The organism is Filomicrobium insigne (genome assembly GCF_900104305.1).
GTDB lineage: Bacteria > Pseudomonadota > Alphaproteobacteria > Rhizobiales > Hyphomicrobiaceae > Filomicrobium > Filomicrobium insigne.
The window spans coordinates 943,901-959,639 of record NZ_FNJC01000001.1; the positions used below are offsets into that span (position 1 = coordinate 943,901).

13 protein-coding genes are annotated in these 15,739 nt (G+C 57.6%); 2 read left to right on the plus strand and 11 right to left on the minus strand.

The features are described 5' to 3' along the window. Window positions 1-279 precede the first annotated feature (279 nt). The 7 genes from phoB to BLS30_RS04300 form a co-directional block, all read right to left on the minus strand. Window positions 280-990: a phosphate regulon transcriptional regulator PhoB gene (phoB, locus tag BLS30_RS04270; protein ID WP_046477376.1), complete on the minus strand. Its 711-nt coding sequence runs from the start codon at window positions 988-990 to the stop codon at window positions 280-282. Window positions 991-1,016: 26 nt separating this feature from the next. Beyond that, window positions 1,017-1,760, minus strand: a complete 744-nt coding sequence (gene phoU / locus BLS30_RS04275; RefSeq protein ID WP_046477375.1) for a phosphate signaling complex protein PhoU — start codon at window positions 1,758-1,760, stop codon at window positions 1,017-1,019. A gap of 81 nt (window positions 1,761-1,841) precedes the next feature. Next, window positions 1,842-2,621, minus strand: coding sequence for a phosphate ABC transporter ATP-binding protein PstB (gene pstB, locus BLS30_RS04280; RefSeq protein WP_046480047.1), 780 nt, complete (start codon window positions 2,619-2,621; stop codon window positions 1,842-1,844). Between the two features lie 60 nt (window positions 2,622-2,681). Then, the gene (gene pstA, locus BLS30_RS04285; RefSeq protein ID WP_244512375.1) at window positions 2,682-3,935 is read right to left on the minus strand and encodes a phosphate ABC transporter permease PstA; all 1,254 of its coding nucleotides are present in this window, start codon (window positions 3,933-3,935) and stop codon (window positions 2,682-2,684) included. 62 nt (window positions 3,936-3,997) lie between these two features. Beyond that, complete coding sequence (gene pstC, locus BLS30_RS04290; RefSeq protein ID WP_090226811.1) at window positions 3,998-5,482, minus strand: phosphate ABC transporter permease subunit PstC; 1,485 nt, start codon at window positions 5,480-5,482, stop codon at window positions 3,998-4,000. Window positions 5,483-5,663: 181 nt separating this feature from the next. Beyond that, window positions 5,664-6,701 carry a PstS family phosphate ABC transporter substrate-binding protein gene (locus tag BLS30_RS04295; protein ID WP_046480045.1) on the minus strand — a complete coding sequence of 346 codons (1,038 nt, stop codon included), beginning with the start codon at window positions 6,699-6,701 and terminating at the stop codon, window positions 5,664-5,666. Between the two features lie 191 nt (window positions 6,702-6,892). After that, complete coding sequence (locus BLS30_RS04300; RefSeq protein WP_090226814.1) at window positions 6,893-8,134, minus strand: ATP-binding protein; 1,242 nt, start codon at window positions 8,132-8,134, stop codon at window positions 6,893-6,895. 275 nt (window positions 8,135-8,409) lie between these two features. Here BLS30_RS04300 and ppk2 point away from each other — a divergent pair, with 275 nt between their 5' ends. After that, window positions 8,410-9,288 (plus strand): polyphosphate kinase 2, encoded by an 879-nt coding sequence (gene ppk2, locus BLS30_RS04305; RefSeq protein WP_090227408.1) that lies wholly within the window; start codon window positions 8,410-8,412, stop codon window positions 9,286-9,288. On the opposite strand, the gene BLS30_RS04310 is transcribed toward ppk2, so the two are convergent. Further along, window positions 9,281-10,144, minus strand: coding sequence for a hypothetical protein (locus BLS30_RS04310; protein ID WP_090226817.1), 864 nt, complete (start codon window positions 10,142-10,144; stop codon window positions 9,281-9,283). The genes ppk2 and BLS30_RS04310 overlap by 8 nt on opposite strands. Continuing rightward, entirely contained in the window at window positions 10,141-12,618 is a 2,478-nt protein-coding gene (locus tag BLS30_RS04315) for an AAA family ATPase (RefSeq protein ID WP_090226820.1), read from the minus strand. The genes BLS30_RS04310 and BLS30_RS04315 overlap by 4 nt, the downstream gene beginning before the upstream one ends. 171 nt (window positions 12,619-12,789) lie before the next feature. Between BLS30_RS04315 and BLS30_RS04320 the strand changes: the two genes are divergently transcribed. Continuing rightward, entirely contained in the window at window positions 12,790-13,299 is a 510-nt protein-coding gene (locus BLS30_RS04320) for an MmcB family DNA repair protein (RefSeq protein WP_046477371.1), read from the plus strand. A gap of 10 nt (window positions 13,300-13,309) precedes the next feature. Here the strand turns inward: BLS30_RS04320 and BLS30_RS04325 are convergent, their stop codons facing one another. Beyond that, complete coding sequence (locus BLS30_RS04325) at window positions 13,310-13,879, minus strand: ActR/PrrA/RegA family redox response regulator transcription factor (RefSeq protein WP_046477370.1); 570 nt, start codon at window positions 13,877-13,879, stop codon at window positions 13,310-13,312. Between the two features lie 132 nt (window positions 13,880-14,011). Then, entirely contained in the window at window positions 14,012-15,382 is a 1,371-nt protein-coding gene (locus BLS30_RS04330; RefSeq protein WP_244512360.1) for an ActS/PrrB/RegB family redox-sensitive histidine kinase, read from the minus strand. Between the last annotated feature and the right edge of the window lie 357 nt (window positions 15,383-15,739).

The window sequence follows — 15,739 nt, forward strand, 5'->3', positions numbered from 1 at the left end:
TTTCCGACTGATGACCAGCGTCCCGAACGAACAAAAAGTGCGCCTCATGGTTACCGGCGACGATCATGGAGGAGAAAAATGGCAGAGATCGACTGAACCCGCGTGCAATATGGTGTTCATTGGGCATTCAGGCGGAAAAGAAGCTTGCTGATTGCCGCTAATAAACGGCTTTAGACGCCGGGCGCACCTGCCCTGGGCATTGAAATTAAAAAGCAATCAATAATGTGCCACACGGGAGCCCGCATCATCCTGATGTTGGTCCCGCGTTGCAATCTTTCGTCAAAAGTGAAACTGGCGATTGGTTGTGCGCTCACCGAACACGTATCCAGCGCCGCGCACCGTGCGAATAGGGTCGCGCTCTTTGCCGCGGATTAACGCTTTGCGCAATCTTCCGATGTGGACGTCAACGGTCCGCTCATCGACGAAGGCGTTGCGCCCCCAGACGCCATCCAGCAATTGCGAACGGGAGAGGACGCGCCCGGGACTTTCCATAAGAAATTCGAGGAGGCGAAATTCCGTCGGCCCCAAGCGAACTTCCCGAAGACCGCGAGACACCTTGTGGGCGGCACGGTCGAGTTCGACCTCGGCTACGCGAAGAACCTCGGCCGTCCGTTCCGGTGCAGCTCGCCGCAGAATGGCCTTCACGCGTGCCATCAGTTCAGGAAGCGAGAAGGGCTTGACCACGTAGTCGTCGGCGCCGGTAGAGAGACCACGAATGCGGTCAGCTTCCTCGCCGCGCGCGGTCAGCATGACGATGGGGACGTTACGCGTCTCGGCTTTGGACCGCATCCGACGGCACAGCTCAATGCCTGACACTGACGGTAGCATCCAATCCAGAACCATGAGATCGGGCAGTTCCTCAGAGACCATAATCTCTGCTTCCTCACCGGTTTCGGCGTGGCTGACCCGATAGCCCTCGGCTTCCAAATTGTAACGGAGGAGTTCAGCAAGCGGAAGTTCGTCTTCTATGATCAAGACCTTAGCTGACATGATCCAATTTTCCGGTCATTGAGCGATTAGGTATGCGACCCGTTTACTGCACCCTGACTCGTGATCAGCGTCGTACTGGTGTCGTCACTCTTCGGCCTATCGTCGGATATGGCCTCGCCGCTGACCAAGAATTGGATGGTCTCAGCGATATTGGTTGTGTGATCTCCAACGCGCTCAATGTTCTTAGCGCCAAACAGAAGATGCGTGGAAATCCCGATGTTGCGCGGATCCTCCATCATGTAGGTGAGGAGTTCGCGGAACAAAGAGTTGTAGACAGCATCGAGTTTCTCATCATCGCGCCAGACCGCAAGCGCGCGCTCGGCATCGCGCTCCGCGTAGGCATCGAGAACGTCGTTAAGCTGGCTGAGCGCGAGTTCCACCATATGACGCAGCCCCGTGATCAACGGCTTGGGATGGGGCTGACTGGCGATGGCGTGCGCGCGCTTTGCAATGTTCTTCCCGAGATCGCCAATGCGTTCGAGATCGCTCGCGATACGCATGGCCCCGAGGATATGGCGGAGTTCCCCAGCGCTCGGTTGACGCCGGGAGATCATCGCGACGACTTTCGCCTCGATGCCCCGCTCGAGGGCGTCGATCTGCCGATCGGTTTCGACCACCTTCTCGGCGAGATGCGGGTCACGCCGCTCCAACGCATCGAAGGCAAGGCCGAGGACGTGCTCAGCCAAGCCACCCATCTGGGCTATCGATTTGTCGAGGAGGGCAAGCTCCTCTTCGTAAGATTTCACGGTTTGCGATGAATCGCCGACCATGATCGCTCTTCTCCTTTTGGCAAACCACCCCCCTGGGGTCTCGCCGCCAATATCGCGGGTCAGTTCCCGGCCAGTTTAGGCTTAGCCGAAGCGTCCCATGATATAATCCTGAGTCCGCTTGTCCTGCGGGTTTTCAAAGATCTGCTCTGTATCGCCCACTTCCACGAGATAACCGATGTGGAAGAACGCCGTCTTCTGCGAGACGCGACGCGCCTGCTGCATGGAGTGCGTCACGATTACGATCGTGTAGTTCTGGCGCAGTTCATGGATCAGTTCTTCAACCTTCGCTGTTGCGATCGGGTCGAGTGCCGAACAGGGTTCGTCCATGAGGATAACGTCTGGGGTCGTGGCGATGGCGCGAGCAATGCAGAGACGCTGCTGCTGGCCGCCCGAGAGACCCGTACCGGGCTCATGGACGCGATCTTTGACTTCTTTCCAGAGACCCGCCTTTTCAAGGCTCGTTTCAACGATCTCTTCGAGGTGGGTTTTGTCGCGAACGAGGCCGTGAATGCGCGGCCCATACGCAATGTTGTCGAAGATCGACTTGGGGAATGGATTCGGTTTCTGGAAGACCATGCCAACGCGGGCGCGCAACTCCACGACGTCGAGATCGCGATCGTAGATGTCCTGCTCATCGAGTTCGATCTTACCAGTTACCCGGCAGATCGGGATCGTGTCGTTCATGCGGTTTAAGCAGCGCAGGAACGTTGACTTACCGCAGCCCGAGGGGCCAATCAGCGCCGTCACGGAGTTGCGCGGAACGTCGAGGTTTACATCAAACAGAGCCTGCTTGGCACCGTAGAAAACGCAAACATCACGCGCCGTGACCTTTGGAGCTTCGCCGTTGGCGACGCCGCTCATAGGTGCGGTTTCCGCCGTTGCGCTGGTTGCAATCTGTTCCATATCAGCCGCCAATCTCAATTACCATTTCCGTTCGAATTTGCGCCGCAGGTAGACGGCCGCTGCGTTCATCACGAAGAGGAACATCAGCAGGACAATCGTCGCGCCCATCGTTCGCTCGACGAACCCGCGCTCGGCGGAACTCGCCCACATGTAAATCTGCACCGGCAAAGCCGTCGCCGGGTCCAAGGGCGTTGTCGGATAGTCGACAACGAACGCCACGAGGCCGATCATCAGAAGCGGTGCAGTCTCACCAAGCGCTTGAACAAGACCGATGATGGTTCCCGTTAGAATACCGGGCAGCGCCAACGGCAGTACGTGGTGGAACAAGGTCTGCATCTTCGACGCGCCAACACCCAGCGCAGCCTCCCGGATTGATGGCGGCACAGCGCGAATAGCGGCGCGCGTCGCAATGATCACGGTCGGCAGTGTCATGAGCGATAGCACGAGACCTCCGACCAGGGAAGCTGATCGTGGCAGGCCCATAAAGTTAATAAAAACCGCCAATCCGAGCAGGCCAAACACGATGGACGGGACCGCAGCGAGGTTGTTGATATTAACCTCGATGATGTCGGTAAACGTGTTCTTTGGCGCGAATTCTTCCAGGTAGGCTGCGGCCGCTACACCGATGGGAACCGCAACGAGTGCCACAATCAGCATCATGAAGAATGAGCCGATAAGCGCGACGGCGAGGCCGGCGGTTTCCGGCTGGCTAGATGCGCCATAAGTGAAGAGGCCTGTATTGAACTGCTTCTCCAGGCGCCCTTCGGCTATAAGCTTGTCGATCCACGCCAACTGCTTGTTGTTGAGCTGGCGACGCTCCTCGGGGGTGTTGCGATCGATCGAGCCCTTGATAAGGGCATCCACCTCACCGTTGGCGAGAACCCAGACGGGCACGGTCTGACCGATCACGCTGCGATCCGATTCGATCTTGTTGCGGATCTGCACATCAACGCCGCGAGACAGCAGACCGCGCAAATCTCGCTTCTCTGGGCGTGTGGGACTTTCCAGACCGAGCGTACTCTGAAGGGCGTCGCGCGCCATCTTCGTGTAGTCGGCTACACGGATCGACTGTTCAGTAATTTGGCCATCTGCGTCCTGAAAGTCCGCCTCGTTGAGCGCGACATCCAGCTTAATGTTCGTTTGCAGGAATGCCGTCCAGCCTTGAGAGATAATCGAGTAGAAGAGCACCACGAGAAAGAAGAGCGCTATGCCCAAAGCACCGAGCCCGTATGCCTTGAACCGCCATTCCGCTGCGTAGCGGCGCTTGAGCATAGCCGGATCATTGAGCTTACGACCGTCGGCGGCCGCGTGCAGGGTATCCTGTGTCGTCGCCATTATTCGTACTGCTCCCGATATTTGCGCACGATATAGAGCGCGTAGACGTTAAGGGCGAGCGTGATCACGAACAACGTCAGGCCGAGTGCGAACGCAACCAGCGTTTGCGGGCTGTTGAACTCAAGGTCACCGGTCAACTGACTGACGATCTTGACGGTGATTGTGGTCACCGACTCGAACGGGTTGAGCGTGAGGTTCGCCGCGATACCAGCGGCAAGCACGACGATCATCGTCTCGCCGATGGCGCGGGACGCCGCCAAGAGGACCGCACCCACAATACCTGGCAAAGCAGCAGGCAGGACGACCTTGCGGATCGTTTCCGATTTCGTCGCGCCAAGGCCGTATGATCCTTCGCGCAGCGACTGTGGCACTGCGGAAATAATATCGTCGGACAGCGACGAGACGAAGGGGATGATCATGATCCCCATCACGATGCCCGCCGTCAGCACACTCGAAGCGGCAATATCCAGACCCACCATGGCGCCTGTGTCGCGTAGGAACGGTCCGAACGTGATCAATGCGAACAGGCCATAGACGATGGTGGGGATGCCAGCGAGGATCTCAAGCAGCGGTTTGGCAAAGCCACGGAACTTCGGTCCGGCGTATTCCGACATGTAGATCGCCGAATACAGCCCAATGGGAACCGCCACGGCCAGAGCCACAAAGGAGATGAAGAGCGTGCCCCACAGCAAGGGCAGAAGGCCGAATTGACCGCTGGCACCACCTTCGCGACCTGCGGACGTAAAGCGTGGGTCCCAGACAGTTCCGAAGAAGAAGTCGAAAGTGGGGACAGATTGGAAGAAGTGGATCGTTTCAAAGAGCACCGAGAACACGATCCCAACAGTCGTCAGAATCGCGACCGTCGAGGCTCCGATAAGGGCCGCGAGAACCACCCTTTCAACTGTGTTTCGGGCCCGCAGGCGTGGCCTAATTTGCGTGAAGCCGTAGACAAATCCAGCCAATGCGGCGAGTGCGGCGAGGCCAGTGATCAACCAGCTGCTCGTATGTCTGTAGATGACCTCGTCGTAGGCCGCAGAGATTATGTAGGGTTCAGGCTCCGCCCCCAGAATCACGCCTTTTTCCTGCAGTAGGCGTTGCGCCTCTAACATGGGCGTAAACCCGAGGCGGGCATTTTCTATGGTTTTGAATTCACTCTGAGACAGTTTTGGCAGGCCTTCGGCGACGGAATTAATGCGGCCCAATGTCAGCGACATCAGTGCATCGTTCTCTACCCCGGCAGCGTGCGCCGGCAATGAGGTCTCGACCAAGTGGCGGATGACTGGCTGCTCTGCGGCAGCCCATATGATCGTTAAGAAAAGTGCGGGAAGAACGGTCCAGATCGCAAGGTAGGAACCATAATAGCCGGTCCGCGAATGCAATTTCGCGACATCACCGCCTGTAGAAGCGCGGCACCGGACGATACCGACGATGTAAGCAAGGGCTGCTGCTATCAGCAATCCGAGTAGGATCATCGAGGTAGACACACGACCCCCTGTGCAAAATATGCCTTCGCCATCGTTTTCACTTTTCCCATTCGGGTCTCTTACCCGGGTCAACCCGGGCCGCGACTTAACCAGCCAGCGACCCGGATCGAAATGCCATGTCAGACATCGCCAGAGGCGGGGCCAAGCTACTCAGGGCAGCCCTGCCCCACCTCCCGGCGAATTACATGATCTCTTCTGACTTGACGGCCTTCTGCAGCTCATCAAGTTCATTCTTCGGCATTGGAACGAGACCGTACTCAGCGAGCGGGCCGTCAGGACCGATCATCTTCGTCGACGTGAAGAATTCGACGTATTCCTTGAGACCAGGGATCGTGCCGATGTGCGCTTTCTTAACGTAGAAGAAGAGCGGGCGCGAAACCGGATACTTGCCGGTCGAGATCGTCTCAACGTTTGGCTCAATGCCGCTCATCGTAGCGACCTTCAGCTTGTCGGTGTTGTTCTCGTAGAACGACAGACCGAACACGCCAACGCCGGTCGGGTTCGACTGAAGACGTGCGAGCGTTTCGGTATAGTCACCGTCGATGTCGACCGTGCCGCCATCCTTACGGACCTTGAAGCAAGCTTTCTCAGCTGCCTTTTTGGCCTTCTTCTCGTCGTCGCCAGCGGCAGCCTTGTGCAGGTCGTAAGCGCCAGAAGCCTTGCAGCCTTCTTCCATAACTTTCACTTCGAAGACTTCGCGCGTGCCGTGCTTTTCGCCTGGAATATAAGCAACGATGTCCCAATCAGGGAGCTTTGCGTTGACCTGCTTCCACTTCTTGTTCGGGTTGTCTACGAGCTTGCCGTCAACGGGAATCTTGTCAGCAAGAGCCAGATAAACGTCCTTAGGCTCAAGCGCCCAGGCGTCGCCCTTCGCGTCCGTCGCGAAAACGATGCCGTCATAACCGAAGCGGATTTCCATGATGTCCTTAACGCCAGCTTCGGCGCAGGCCTTCACTTCGGCGTCTTTGATCTTGCGCGAAGCGTTCGCGATGTCGATCGTCTTCTCGCCAAGGCCCTGGCAGAACTGCTTGAGACCAGCTGAGGAACCACCGGATTCGACAACCGGCGTCTTGAATTTGTCGTAGGTCTTGCCGAATTGCTCGGCAACGATGTTCGCATAAGGCAGAACCGTCGACGAACCCGCAATCTGAACCTGGTCGCGTGCCGAAGCCGCATTGGCAAACGCGAATGAGCCAGCGACAGCAACTGCTGCCGTCATGGCGAAGAACTTATTGTTCACGCTGATCTCCCTGAGTATCCGGGGTAACTGCGGAACCGGCGAACCGCCGATCTCGCCCAGCGCCCTCTGCGCCGGCAGGGCGAGTCGTACTCCAGGGGTACTTAGGTTTTATGACAGCATAAATAGTTGTTTTATTTTGCGTTTTTCAGGCGCTTGAAAACCCGATGTTTTCAAGTTTCTTGCGGACCTAGTTCATTAAAGATCACCGTGAAGGTCGAACCCTCACCAACGTTGGAAGCGATGCGCAATTGGCCACGGTGGCGAAGCACAATATTCTTAACAATTGCAAGGCCTAAGCCGGTCCCGCCTTTTTCCCGGCTCGACGTGACGTTAGCCCGGTAGAAGCGTTCGGTTAGACGCGGCAGGTGTTCGGGCGCGATTCCCACGCCGTTGTCAGCGACATCAACTTTGAGGCGTGCCGCACGGTTCCCTTGGCTTTTTTCACGCGTAACGGACACCCGCACATACCCGCCTTCGCGGCCGTATCTGACACCATTCTGGACAAGATTTTGAAGAACTTGAACAATTTCGTCTCTTTCGCCCTGTATGCGGGCGGGACCTTCGAGCTTGTTCAGCTCAATGGCTATTTTTTGGGGCGTCGCCAAAGGTTCGAATGTTTGCACGATGTAGGTCGCGACTTCGTTGAGGTCGACAACATCCTTGGGAGGCAAGTGCAAGCGCATCTCAATGCGGCTCAATGACAGCAGATCATCTATCAAGCGCGTCATGCGCTGCGCTTGCTTCCACATGATGCCGAGGAAGCGCTCCCGCGCCTTAGCATCGTCGCGTGCAGCTCCTTGAAGGGTCTCGACGTACCCGAGCAATGACGCGAGAGGTGTGCGCAATTCATGGCTCGCGTTGGCAACAAAATCGACGCGCATTTGCTCGATCTTGTCCTGTTGCGTCAGATCCCGAAACGTTACGAGCAATGCTGGCAAAGTCGGGTCGCGGCTGGCGCGCGACAGTACCGAAACGGTTGCCTGGATGCGGCGATTTACCGGAACACGATCTACGAGATGCACAACGACAGGCTCTGGACTGGCCGTCGGCGCATTGCCGTATTCGCCGACCGCGTCCATCAATTCGGGATTGCGACAGACTTGCGACAGGGCGAGACCATCGCGCGTCCTTGGAAACAAGTCCGTCATTAGTGCATTGTGGTGAACGATGATGTTGTCCGCGTCCAGTGCGAGAGCGGCAACGGGCAGCGCATCGATGACTGCGCGCCAGGACTGGTAGTTTCCTGAGTCGTTTGAGGTTTCTTCTTCCCCGCTTTCGAGACTTTTCGGTGCGGGCGGGAAAATAGCTGCTGCGAAAGCTATGCCCTCCAAACCGGTGCCGGTCGACAAGATGCACCATAGGGTGGCCACAACGGTAGCCAGCAATAGTGCAAGATTACGTGGCGACAGCATTTTTTAAACTTTCGTTGGGTCGCAAACCGTTAACCCGCTCTCGCGGTTGGCTTGTATTTCGATATCGTTTCATCTCATTCCAAGACATAGTTCAACTTTGGATGGCTTAAAGTCCTAGCTAACCTCGTTTCCAATCAAGGTCTTGGCCGCGAACACAGACCGAAGCGACCATTGTGAAGTACCAACATGACAGGCGAACGTCGGATTACAGAAGTGGTAAACTTAAGATGACAGGAAAAAAGATCGTCGCGCGAGCCAAGACTGGAAAAGATGAAATGAATAAACCGGCGGTGGCGATCGATATCGAACAACCCAACCTTCCGGACGGCTTTAACGAGATCGCACTCAAGTCCGGCGGATATCCTTACGACACGCCGCTTAAACGCAAAGTCTACGACGCTGAACTCGACGCGTTGCATTATGAGTTGGTCAAACTGCAAACGCACGTCCGAAAAACAGGGATGCGGCTCGTCATTGTCTTCGAAGGGCGTGACACAGCGGGCAAGGGCGGCTGCATTCGGCGATTTACGCGGCACCTCAATCCTCGGCACGCCCGGGTCGTCGCTTTGTCAAAACCGAATGAGACAGAACGTGGTCAATGGTATTTTCAGCGCTACGCCAAACACATGCCAACGCGTGGCGACATCGTACTGTTCGACCGCTCCTGGTACAATCGCGCCGGCGTTGAGCGCGTCATGGGGTTTTGCACAGAAGACGAACTCGCCGATTTCTTACGGGAAGCTCCGCAGTTCGAAGGCATGCTCGTGCGCGACGGTATATGTCTTCACAAGATTTTTTTAACGATCGGGCGGGAAATGCAGCTGAAGCGTTTCCATGAACGGCGGCATAATCCGCTCAAACAATGGAAGTTGAGCGATATGGACAAGGCCGCGGTCAATCTCTGGGACGAATATACAGAAGCGAAAGACGAGATGTTTCGCTTTACCCATATCAACATGGCACCATGGACCGTTGTCCGATCCAACGATCAGCGCCGCGCGCGGCTAGAGGTAATCCGCTATATCCTCTCGCGGCATGACTACGAGGATAAGGACGCCAAGGCGATCGGGACCGTTGATCCGCTCATCGTGGGAAGCGACACCAGCTTCCTGCATGGCAGCTCAAAAGATGCGCTGAAAACGAAAACTACCTGATGCAGAAAACGGGACAGCGCAGGACGGACGTGAGCGATCTGCAATCTTCGTAAGGCAGGACCGACCCGCCGTGCTTCGCGATGAGGAAACTCGCGGACATGGCACCTACGCGTCCCGCGATGGAAGAAGCCGGAGCGCTCGTCGTATCATTCAACATAATGCTGCAGCGTTTATTGTCGGCAACCAGCAACCGCGCCTGGGCCTCTAGCCAATGAAGCTCATCGTCTCCAGCGGTGGTCAGCAGGAGCTTGATCTCAGCCCCCGTGATAGCCGCGAGGCGTTCGGCCGTCCGCAGCATTGTAGACATCCGGTCTTCGTCTTCGACGGTGACAACGATGGGGCCCTTTGAAAGGCGCGCTCTGCGGGGCACGGTCACAACGCCCGTCGCATCCTGGACGGCGTCGAGGATGCGACCGATCTTTTCGCTGCCAGAGCCATCCATAGGTTCCGACAGAACAACCACATTCCACGGACCTAAGACGGCACAACAGCGAACGAGTGCTGCAATGTCGTCATCGCGTACTGTCTGAACCCGCGCCTCAACGCCCGCAACAGTCGCTGCCTTGGTTATGTGGCGGCGCTCTGCCTCGTAGAGAGCGCGATGTTGACGCTGCAGATCGCCAGCATCCAGCCCATGGACAGCCCCATCGGCCAGGGCAATCTCATGCGCGAATGTGTGACCGGCGAGCGCTAAAATCTGCCGGTTTTCGACGAGCAAGCCTTCAAGTTCGGAGCGGTAAGCCTTGGCGATGTGTAAGGCTACCTTAAGGGCGGCATCGTTTGCCGCCGGGCTGTAGCCACAGTGAAGGACGACGCGACCTCGCGCTTCCCCCGCCTCGGCGACGTGCACGATCATGGCCGGGGCTCCGTCTCAACCGGCGGTACGGCAAATTGTGATTTAGTGCGTTGATTGAGCTGCTGAAGCTGATCGTCGATGTGCCGGTAGGCGTCCCCCTCAGCGAACCCACCGTCGGTTTCGCGATATCCTGCCGAAAGTCCCGTTATGGTTGCAACGCATTCAGTGACGGTCGCAGCAGGCCAAACAGCAAACGTACCGGCTTCGACAGCATCGACGATGTCCTTACGCAACATCAGGCCGGAGAGATTGGCTTTAGGGATCACCACACCCGCATCACTGTTGAAACCGGCTGCGCGGCAGACGTCAAAGAACTCCTCGATTGCGGTGCTCACGTCGCCCGTCGGTCGGACGTGTCCAGATGGGTCGAAGGTTCCAGCTATGGCTATCGACGACGACAGGGTCCATTCGCCAATTGCCGCGAGAACGGCAACCAATTCCGCACAACTCTCTTCCTCGCAGCTGGCACTCTCACCATCAATGAGAGCGGAAAGCGCGATGCGATGCCGGTGGCCGAACTCGGACGCCAGGTATGCGATCACTTTGCCAGCCTCGCGCGTGCCCGATACACCGGTGAGGACTTTGACGTCGAGCGTGTCTGCTCGTGCGAAAGCGGGAAGGACCCGGGCTGAAACGCGCTGGAGCCGCGGCCCCGCGCCATCGGACTTAAGCCCCACGACGCTTCCAATGGCTGCTGGCTCAGGAAATGAGGCTGTCTTCCTCGCGCTCCCGCTGGAGGAGCCCTGAGCCGCACGGGCCTCAACAATATCGTCACGACTGATAAGCTTGCGTGACGCGGCCGCTCTTCGCGCGTTCGCGTGGTGTAGAATGCTGGCGAAATCGCGCACGCACAACGACAATAGACCCGCATCGCGCGCGTTGCGCGAGGACAACTCAATCAATTCCGCGACTGCGCCGGGTTCCAGTGGTTCAACGGCCTCGCGTCCAATCAGCCCGGCTATCGTGCGGGCCATTGCACGCTCCGTTTCGGGGGTCCGCTCGACAACGTCCGCGAACGCCACGCGCACGTTGAATAGCTCCGCAAAGCGCGGATCGACGGACAGGATCTGTGCGAGATGCTCGGCATCGCTCAGCAGCACAACTTTGACGTCGAGCGGGATCGCGGGCGCTAATGTTGAGGAAGAGGAGCCATCGCCCGCCAGAGCCGAACAAACCGCCCCTGCCTGTAACGCGGCCAACAGCCCCGGCCAGGCTTGGCCTGATGCCGTCAAGGCGCGCGCGTCGAGCAACAGAAACCCGCCGTTCGCATAGTGCAACGCACCGGGTACGAGGCGCATATGCGGGGCTAAAGTCCCGCTCGCTATTTCGCTGCCAAACAAGCTCGTGGCGTTCGGCGCCGGCTCCTGGACTACGGGCGCGGCATTCGCGTCAGACGCCCAACTTACGAAAACATTTACGCGGTAGCGGTCGAAGCGGGCTTCATCGATTGAGTTCGACAGATCCGCGTCGAGAATATCCGTGAGATCGATCGTCGGCAAAAAGTGGTTCGCATTGGCGACGACATCCGCTTCGACTCCAGAAAAAAACTCCAAAACCTCCGGATGCTCAGCAAATAGCTCACGCGGTTCGGAAAGCGCAGCCCGAACAATACTGGCTATCACCTCCCGATTGAGCTTCGTCAAACGCGCGCGGCGTTGACGATCTATTTGCGGTGCTTTTTCCAGAAGCTCTGCGAGGTCCGCTTCGAGCGCCGTGATGTGGGCGCGCACATCCGCCTGCATCGTCGGTGGCATATTGGAGAAGGTTTCCTGCAGCACCACACTGCCATCATGCGCCGGGGCGACGGCGTAACCCATGGGCGTGCGCAAAAGAGCGATGCTGTGTGAGTCGGCGGTTCGTGCCAGGGCTTCAAGACCTGCCTGGTGTCTCGCCTGAAATTCTGCATCGATGGCACGCCAGCGGGCCTGATAGCTGTCGCCACGCAATGCTGAAAGAATGGCGCTGCCCATTTCGCTCATGGCGTCATTTACTGAGGTTGCGAGCACGGAGCCAAGGCCAGCAGGCAATTGCAGTGCTGTTGGCGCCTGCCCGTCAGCGAAATTCGCAACATAGACCCAATCAGACGGCGGCGGGCGCTTGGCAGCTATGGTTTGAATCTGGGCCCGGATTGCGGCAACGTCCGCAAGGCTCTCGGCGCCGGTGACAACAATATTGTGGCCTCGCGTTTTGATGCTGGCCCCGATGGCGATAGCCTGAAGTGCCTGGTCCTGCCCCAGCAGCCCCACTGGGGGTTCCAACTCAGATGTTGTCTTGAAACCTAACGTTTGCGGATTGGTCGTTCGGCGCAGATCCGCTGCTGACGCGGTGGCGGGCCGGATCGCGGGTAAGCGGTGGACGGACGCGATTTGTGAACGTTGCTCAGATCTTTCCTGCGGGGCGGGGGGGGGCGCCGGCGGCGGTGTCGCGGCCTCTACGACCTTAAGCTTGTCTTTTCTCTCGCGTTTAAAGAACATGCGTTTTGTTCCAGCCCTCGTACGTCCCGCAGCTTTCGTCCTAGCGGCAGCGTGTTCCCGTGGTCTTCTGGGACACGACGCAGCCGCGCCTCACGCGTTTTGAATAGGCGCAGCCCAAAGCGGAGCTGCGCAAATTGATGAAGTCCGTTTGCACTTGGGGATGGCGTCTAAATGACAATTGCGGCGAGACACCCATTTTCGCCAAAAAGCGAACCACCGTGTGATGGGCGTCAATCGCCTGCGGCGGCTGATATCCAGCGTGGGACCATTCGCGCTTTGCGTGCAAGCGGACTCTCCGCGGTTACTGAATTGCCACTTGCGAATGGTCGTAGGGCCGATGTCGTGGGCGTTTCCGACAAGGGGCAGATCTGGATCGTCGAGATCAAATCCTGCCTCAATGATTTTCGGACCGACCAGAAGTGGCAAAGCTACTGGGATTATTGCGACCGCTTATGGTTCGCCGTGGGACGCGATTTTCCTGTGGATGTGCTGCCGGAGGAAGCCGGTCTGATCATCGCCGACCGGTTCGGCGGCGAGATCGTCCGCGAAAGTCTCACGCAAACGCTGTCCGGCGCCAGGCGCAAAGCGATGATGCTGCGGTTCGCGCGAACCGCAGCTGAACGACTATCCGTTCTGGCAGATCCCGATCTCGTATCGCGCGCAGACGCAGCCCGCAGCTAACTTTCCAGCCTTACTTGGGCGCGCGTTTCGCGAGAATACGCTGGAGCGTACGGCGGTGCATGTTCAGTCGGCGTGCCGTTTCCGAGACATTGCGATTGCAAAGCTCATAAACCCGCTGGATATGCTCCCAGCGCACGCGGTCTGCTGACATTGGATTTTCTGGTGGCGGCGCCTGGGTGTTGGCGGGGGCGAGCAACGCGTCTGTTACTTCATCAGCATCAGCGGGCTTCGCCAGATAATCTACAGCACCAAGCTTCACGGCCGTAACGGCCGTCGCGATGTTTCCATAACCGGTCAACACGATGGCGCGTGCATCAGGGCGTAGACGCGCTAACTCAGCAATGACATCAAGCCCGTTACCGTCATCGAGCCGCATATCAACGACAGCGAACGCTGGGCTCGATTGGCGGATCAGATCGATACCTTCCGAAACGGAATGCCCCGTCCGGACATTGAAACCGCGGCCTTCCATGGCGCGGGCCAGACGCTGTAAGAACGCCTTGTCATCATCAACGATGACCAACGACACGTCCTCCGGCAGTTCGTCCTGGCGAAACGACAGATCCTCGTTCACGGTCACTGGCTTTCAGTCCTTCTCATCAGCGGTACTATAACGCAGTTTCGTGCGCGACCAAATCCCGGCCTACAAATATGGTGTCCGCCATTCTTGTTCATGGTTTCAATGCAGATAAACAGCTATCGTCACGTAATTTCAAGAGCTTGATTGCGCCCAAGTTGCTGGGGCTACAAAAAACGACCTCGGCCATGTTATCCTAACAATAGCTCCAGTTCCCTTGTCAGCCGTGCGATTTCCGCACTCCACAGTCGCACCAGAGCGTTCGAGCAGCGTTTTGGCAATGAAAAAGCCCAATCCCAATCCATAGGTTTTGCTACTCCGGCGGGCGGCGTTTTGGCTCTTTGTCGTGAGATAGGGGTCGCCCAGCGCGTTCAAGAGTTCGGGCGGGAAGCCGGGTCCGTCGTCAGAAATTTCAAGGACGACGTGGTCGGCATCCCAACTGGCCGTGACATCAACCCGCGAAGCAGCAAAATCGACAGCATTTTCAATAATATTGCGTACACCATAAAGAACGCCGGGTTGTCGTGCCCCAACGGGCTGTTTGGCAACGGCGTCGTCTTCAACTGCCTCCATCGGGCTCGCAATAATACGTAGCTGCTTGCCGAATTCGAGATAGGGCGAGGCCGCCTCGTCGACCAATTCGCGGACCGACTGGGTTTCGTGCATGGGGTCGGAGGCGCTGGGTTTACGCGTCAATGTCTGCAGAATCTCACGGCAACGCGCCGCCTGCGAGCGCAGCAGTGCAATGTCCTCAGCGTGAGGGTGATCAGGCCCGAACTCGCGTTCGAGTTCCTTCGTCACAAGCACGATCGTGGATAGAGGTGTTCCCAACTCATGGGCCGCGGCAGCCGCAAGCCCATCGAGGGCATGCAGTTTTTGCTCACTCGCGAGCACCAATTCGGTCGCGGCAAGAGCTGCCGACATCTCACGCCCTTCCTTCGCCAGGCGGCGCACATAGAGCGCGATGAACGTCATCCCGGCCCCCATGGCAGTGAAGATGCCAAACTTGTAGAGCACCGGAAGTTCGAACTTGAGGTTTTGATACCAGGGCAGCGGCCAGTAATCGTAGGTCAGCCAATAGGTTGCGAGCAGCGCAATCAGCCCCAGAAAAATCGTGAAGCGAGTCGGTAGCGTGGCCGCCGAAACGGTTACAGGGGCCACGATCAAGACCACGAAAGGATTGCCAATTCCACCTGTGAAATACAGGAGAGCGCTGAGCTGCAGGATGTCATAGGTCAGCAGCGCCGCAGCGACCGGAGGGGAAAGTCGATGGCTGCCGGGAAGCCGGATAGACAAGAAAACATTGAGCCATGCCGACAGAGCGATCAATGTCAGACAATGCGCGAGCGGCACCGGAAACTTCAGCCCGAAAGCAACGACCAGGATCGCTAAGAGCTGGCCGACGACCGCAATCCAACGCAGCCGAACGATCGTGGCCAAACGGACCTGACCATCGGAAATTTGTGCGAGTTTAAAGAGTTCACGCGGCTGGGCTTCTCTCAGCACCCGAGCTACTCCTAGCTTTTCCTTGCTGACCAAATTGGGAATCGGGGGAGCGGTTGCGCGGCAAGCCCTCGCTCATCCTAATTTGGCTATACCGCGTCGCCGCATCTCACGCCAGCAACCTAGAAGAAATGGGCTCAACGGCGAACCTTCTTTCAAATATCAAAGTGTCTCTCGGGAGACAGACAGCAGCCAAGGTTGCCACCAAACTGGATCCTAGCCAGATTGCATTCGCGCTTTATTGCGGATGGGACGTTCGGCTTTCGGCAAACATGCCGTCGACTATCTCACGACCGAGAGCTTTGCTGACATCGCGATAACGCTTCCGGAGAGAAGCGAATCACTTCACGCTGCAAGATG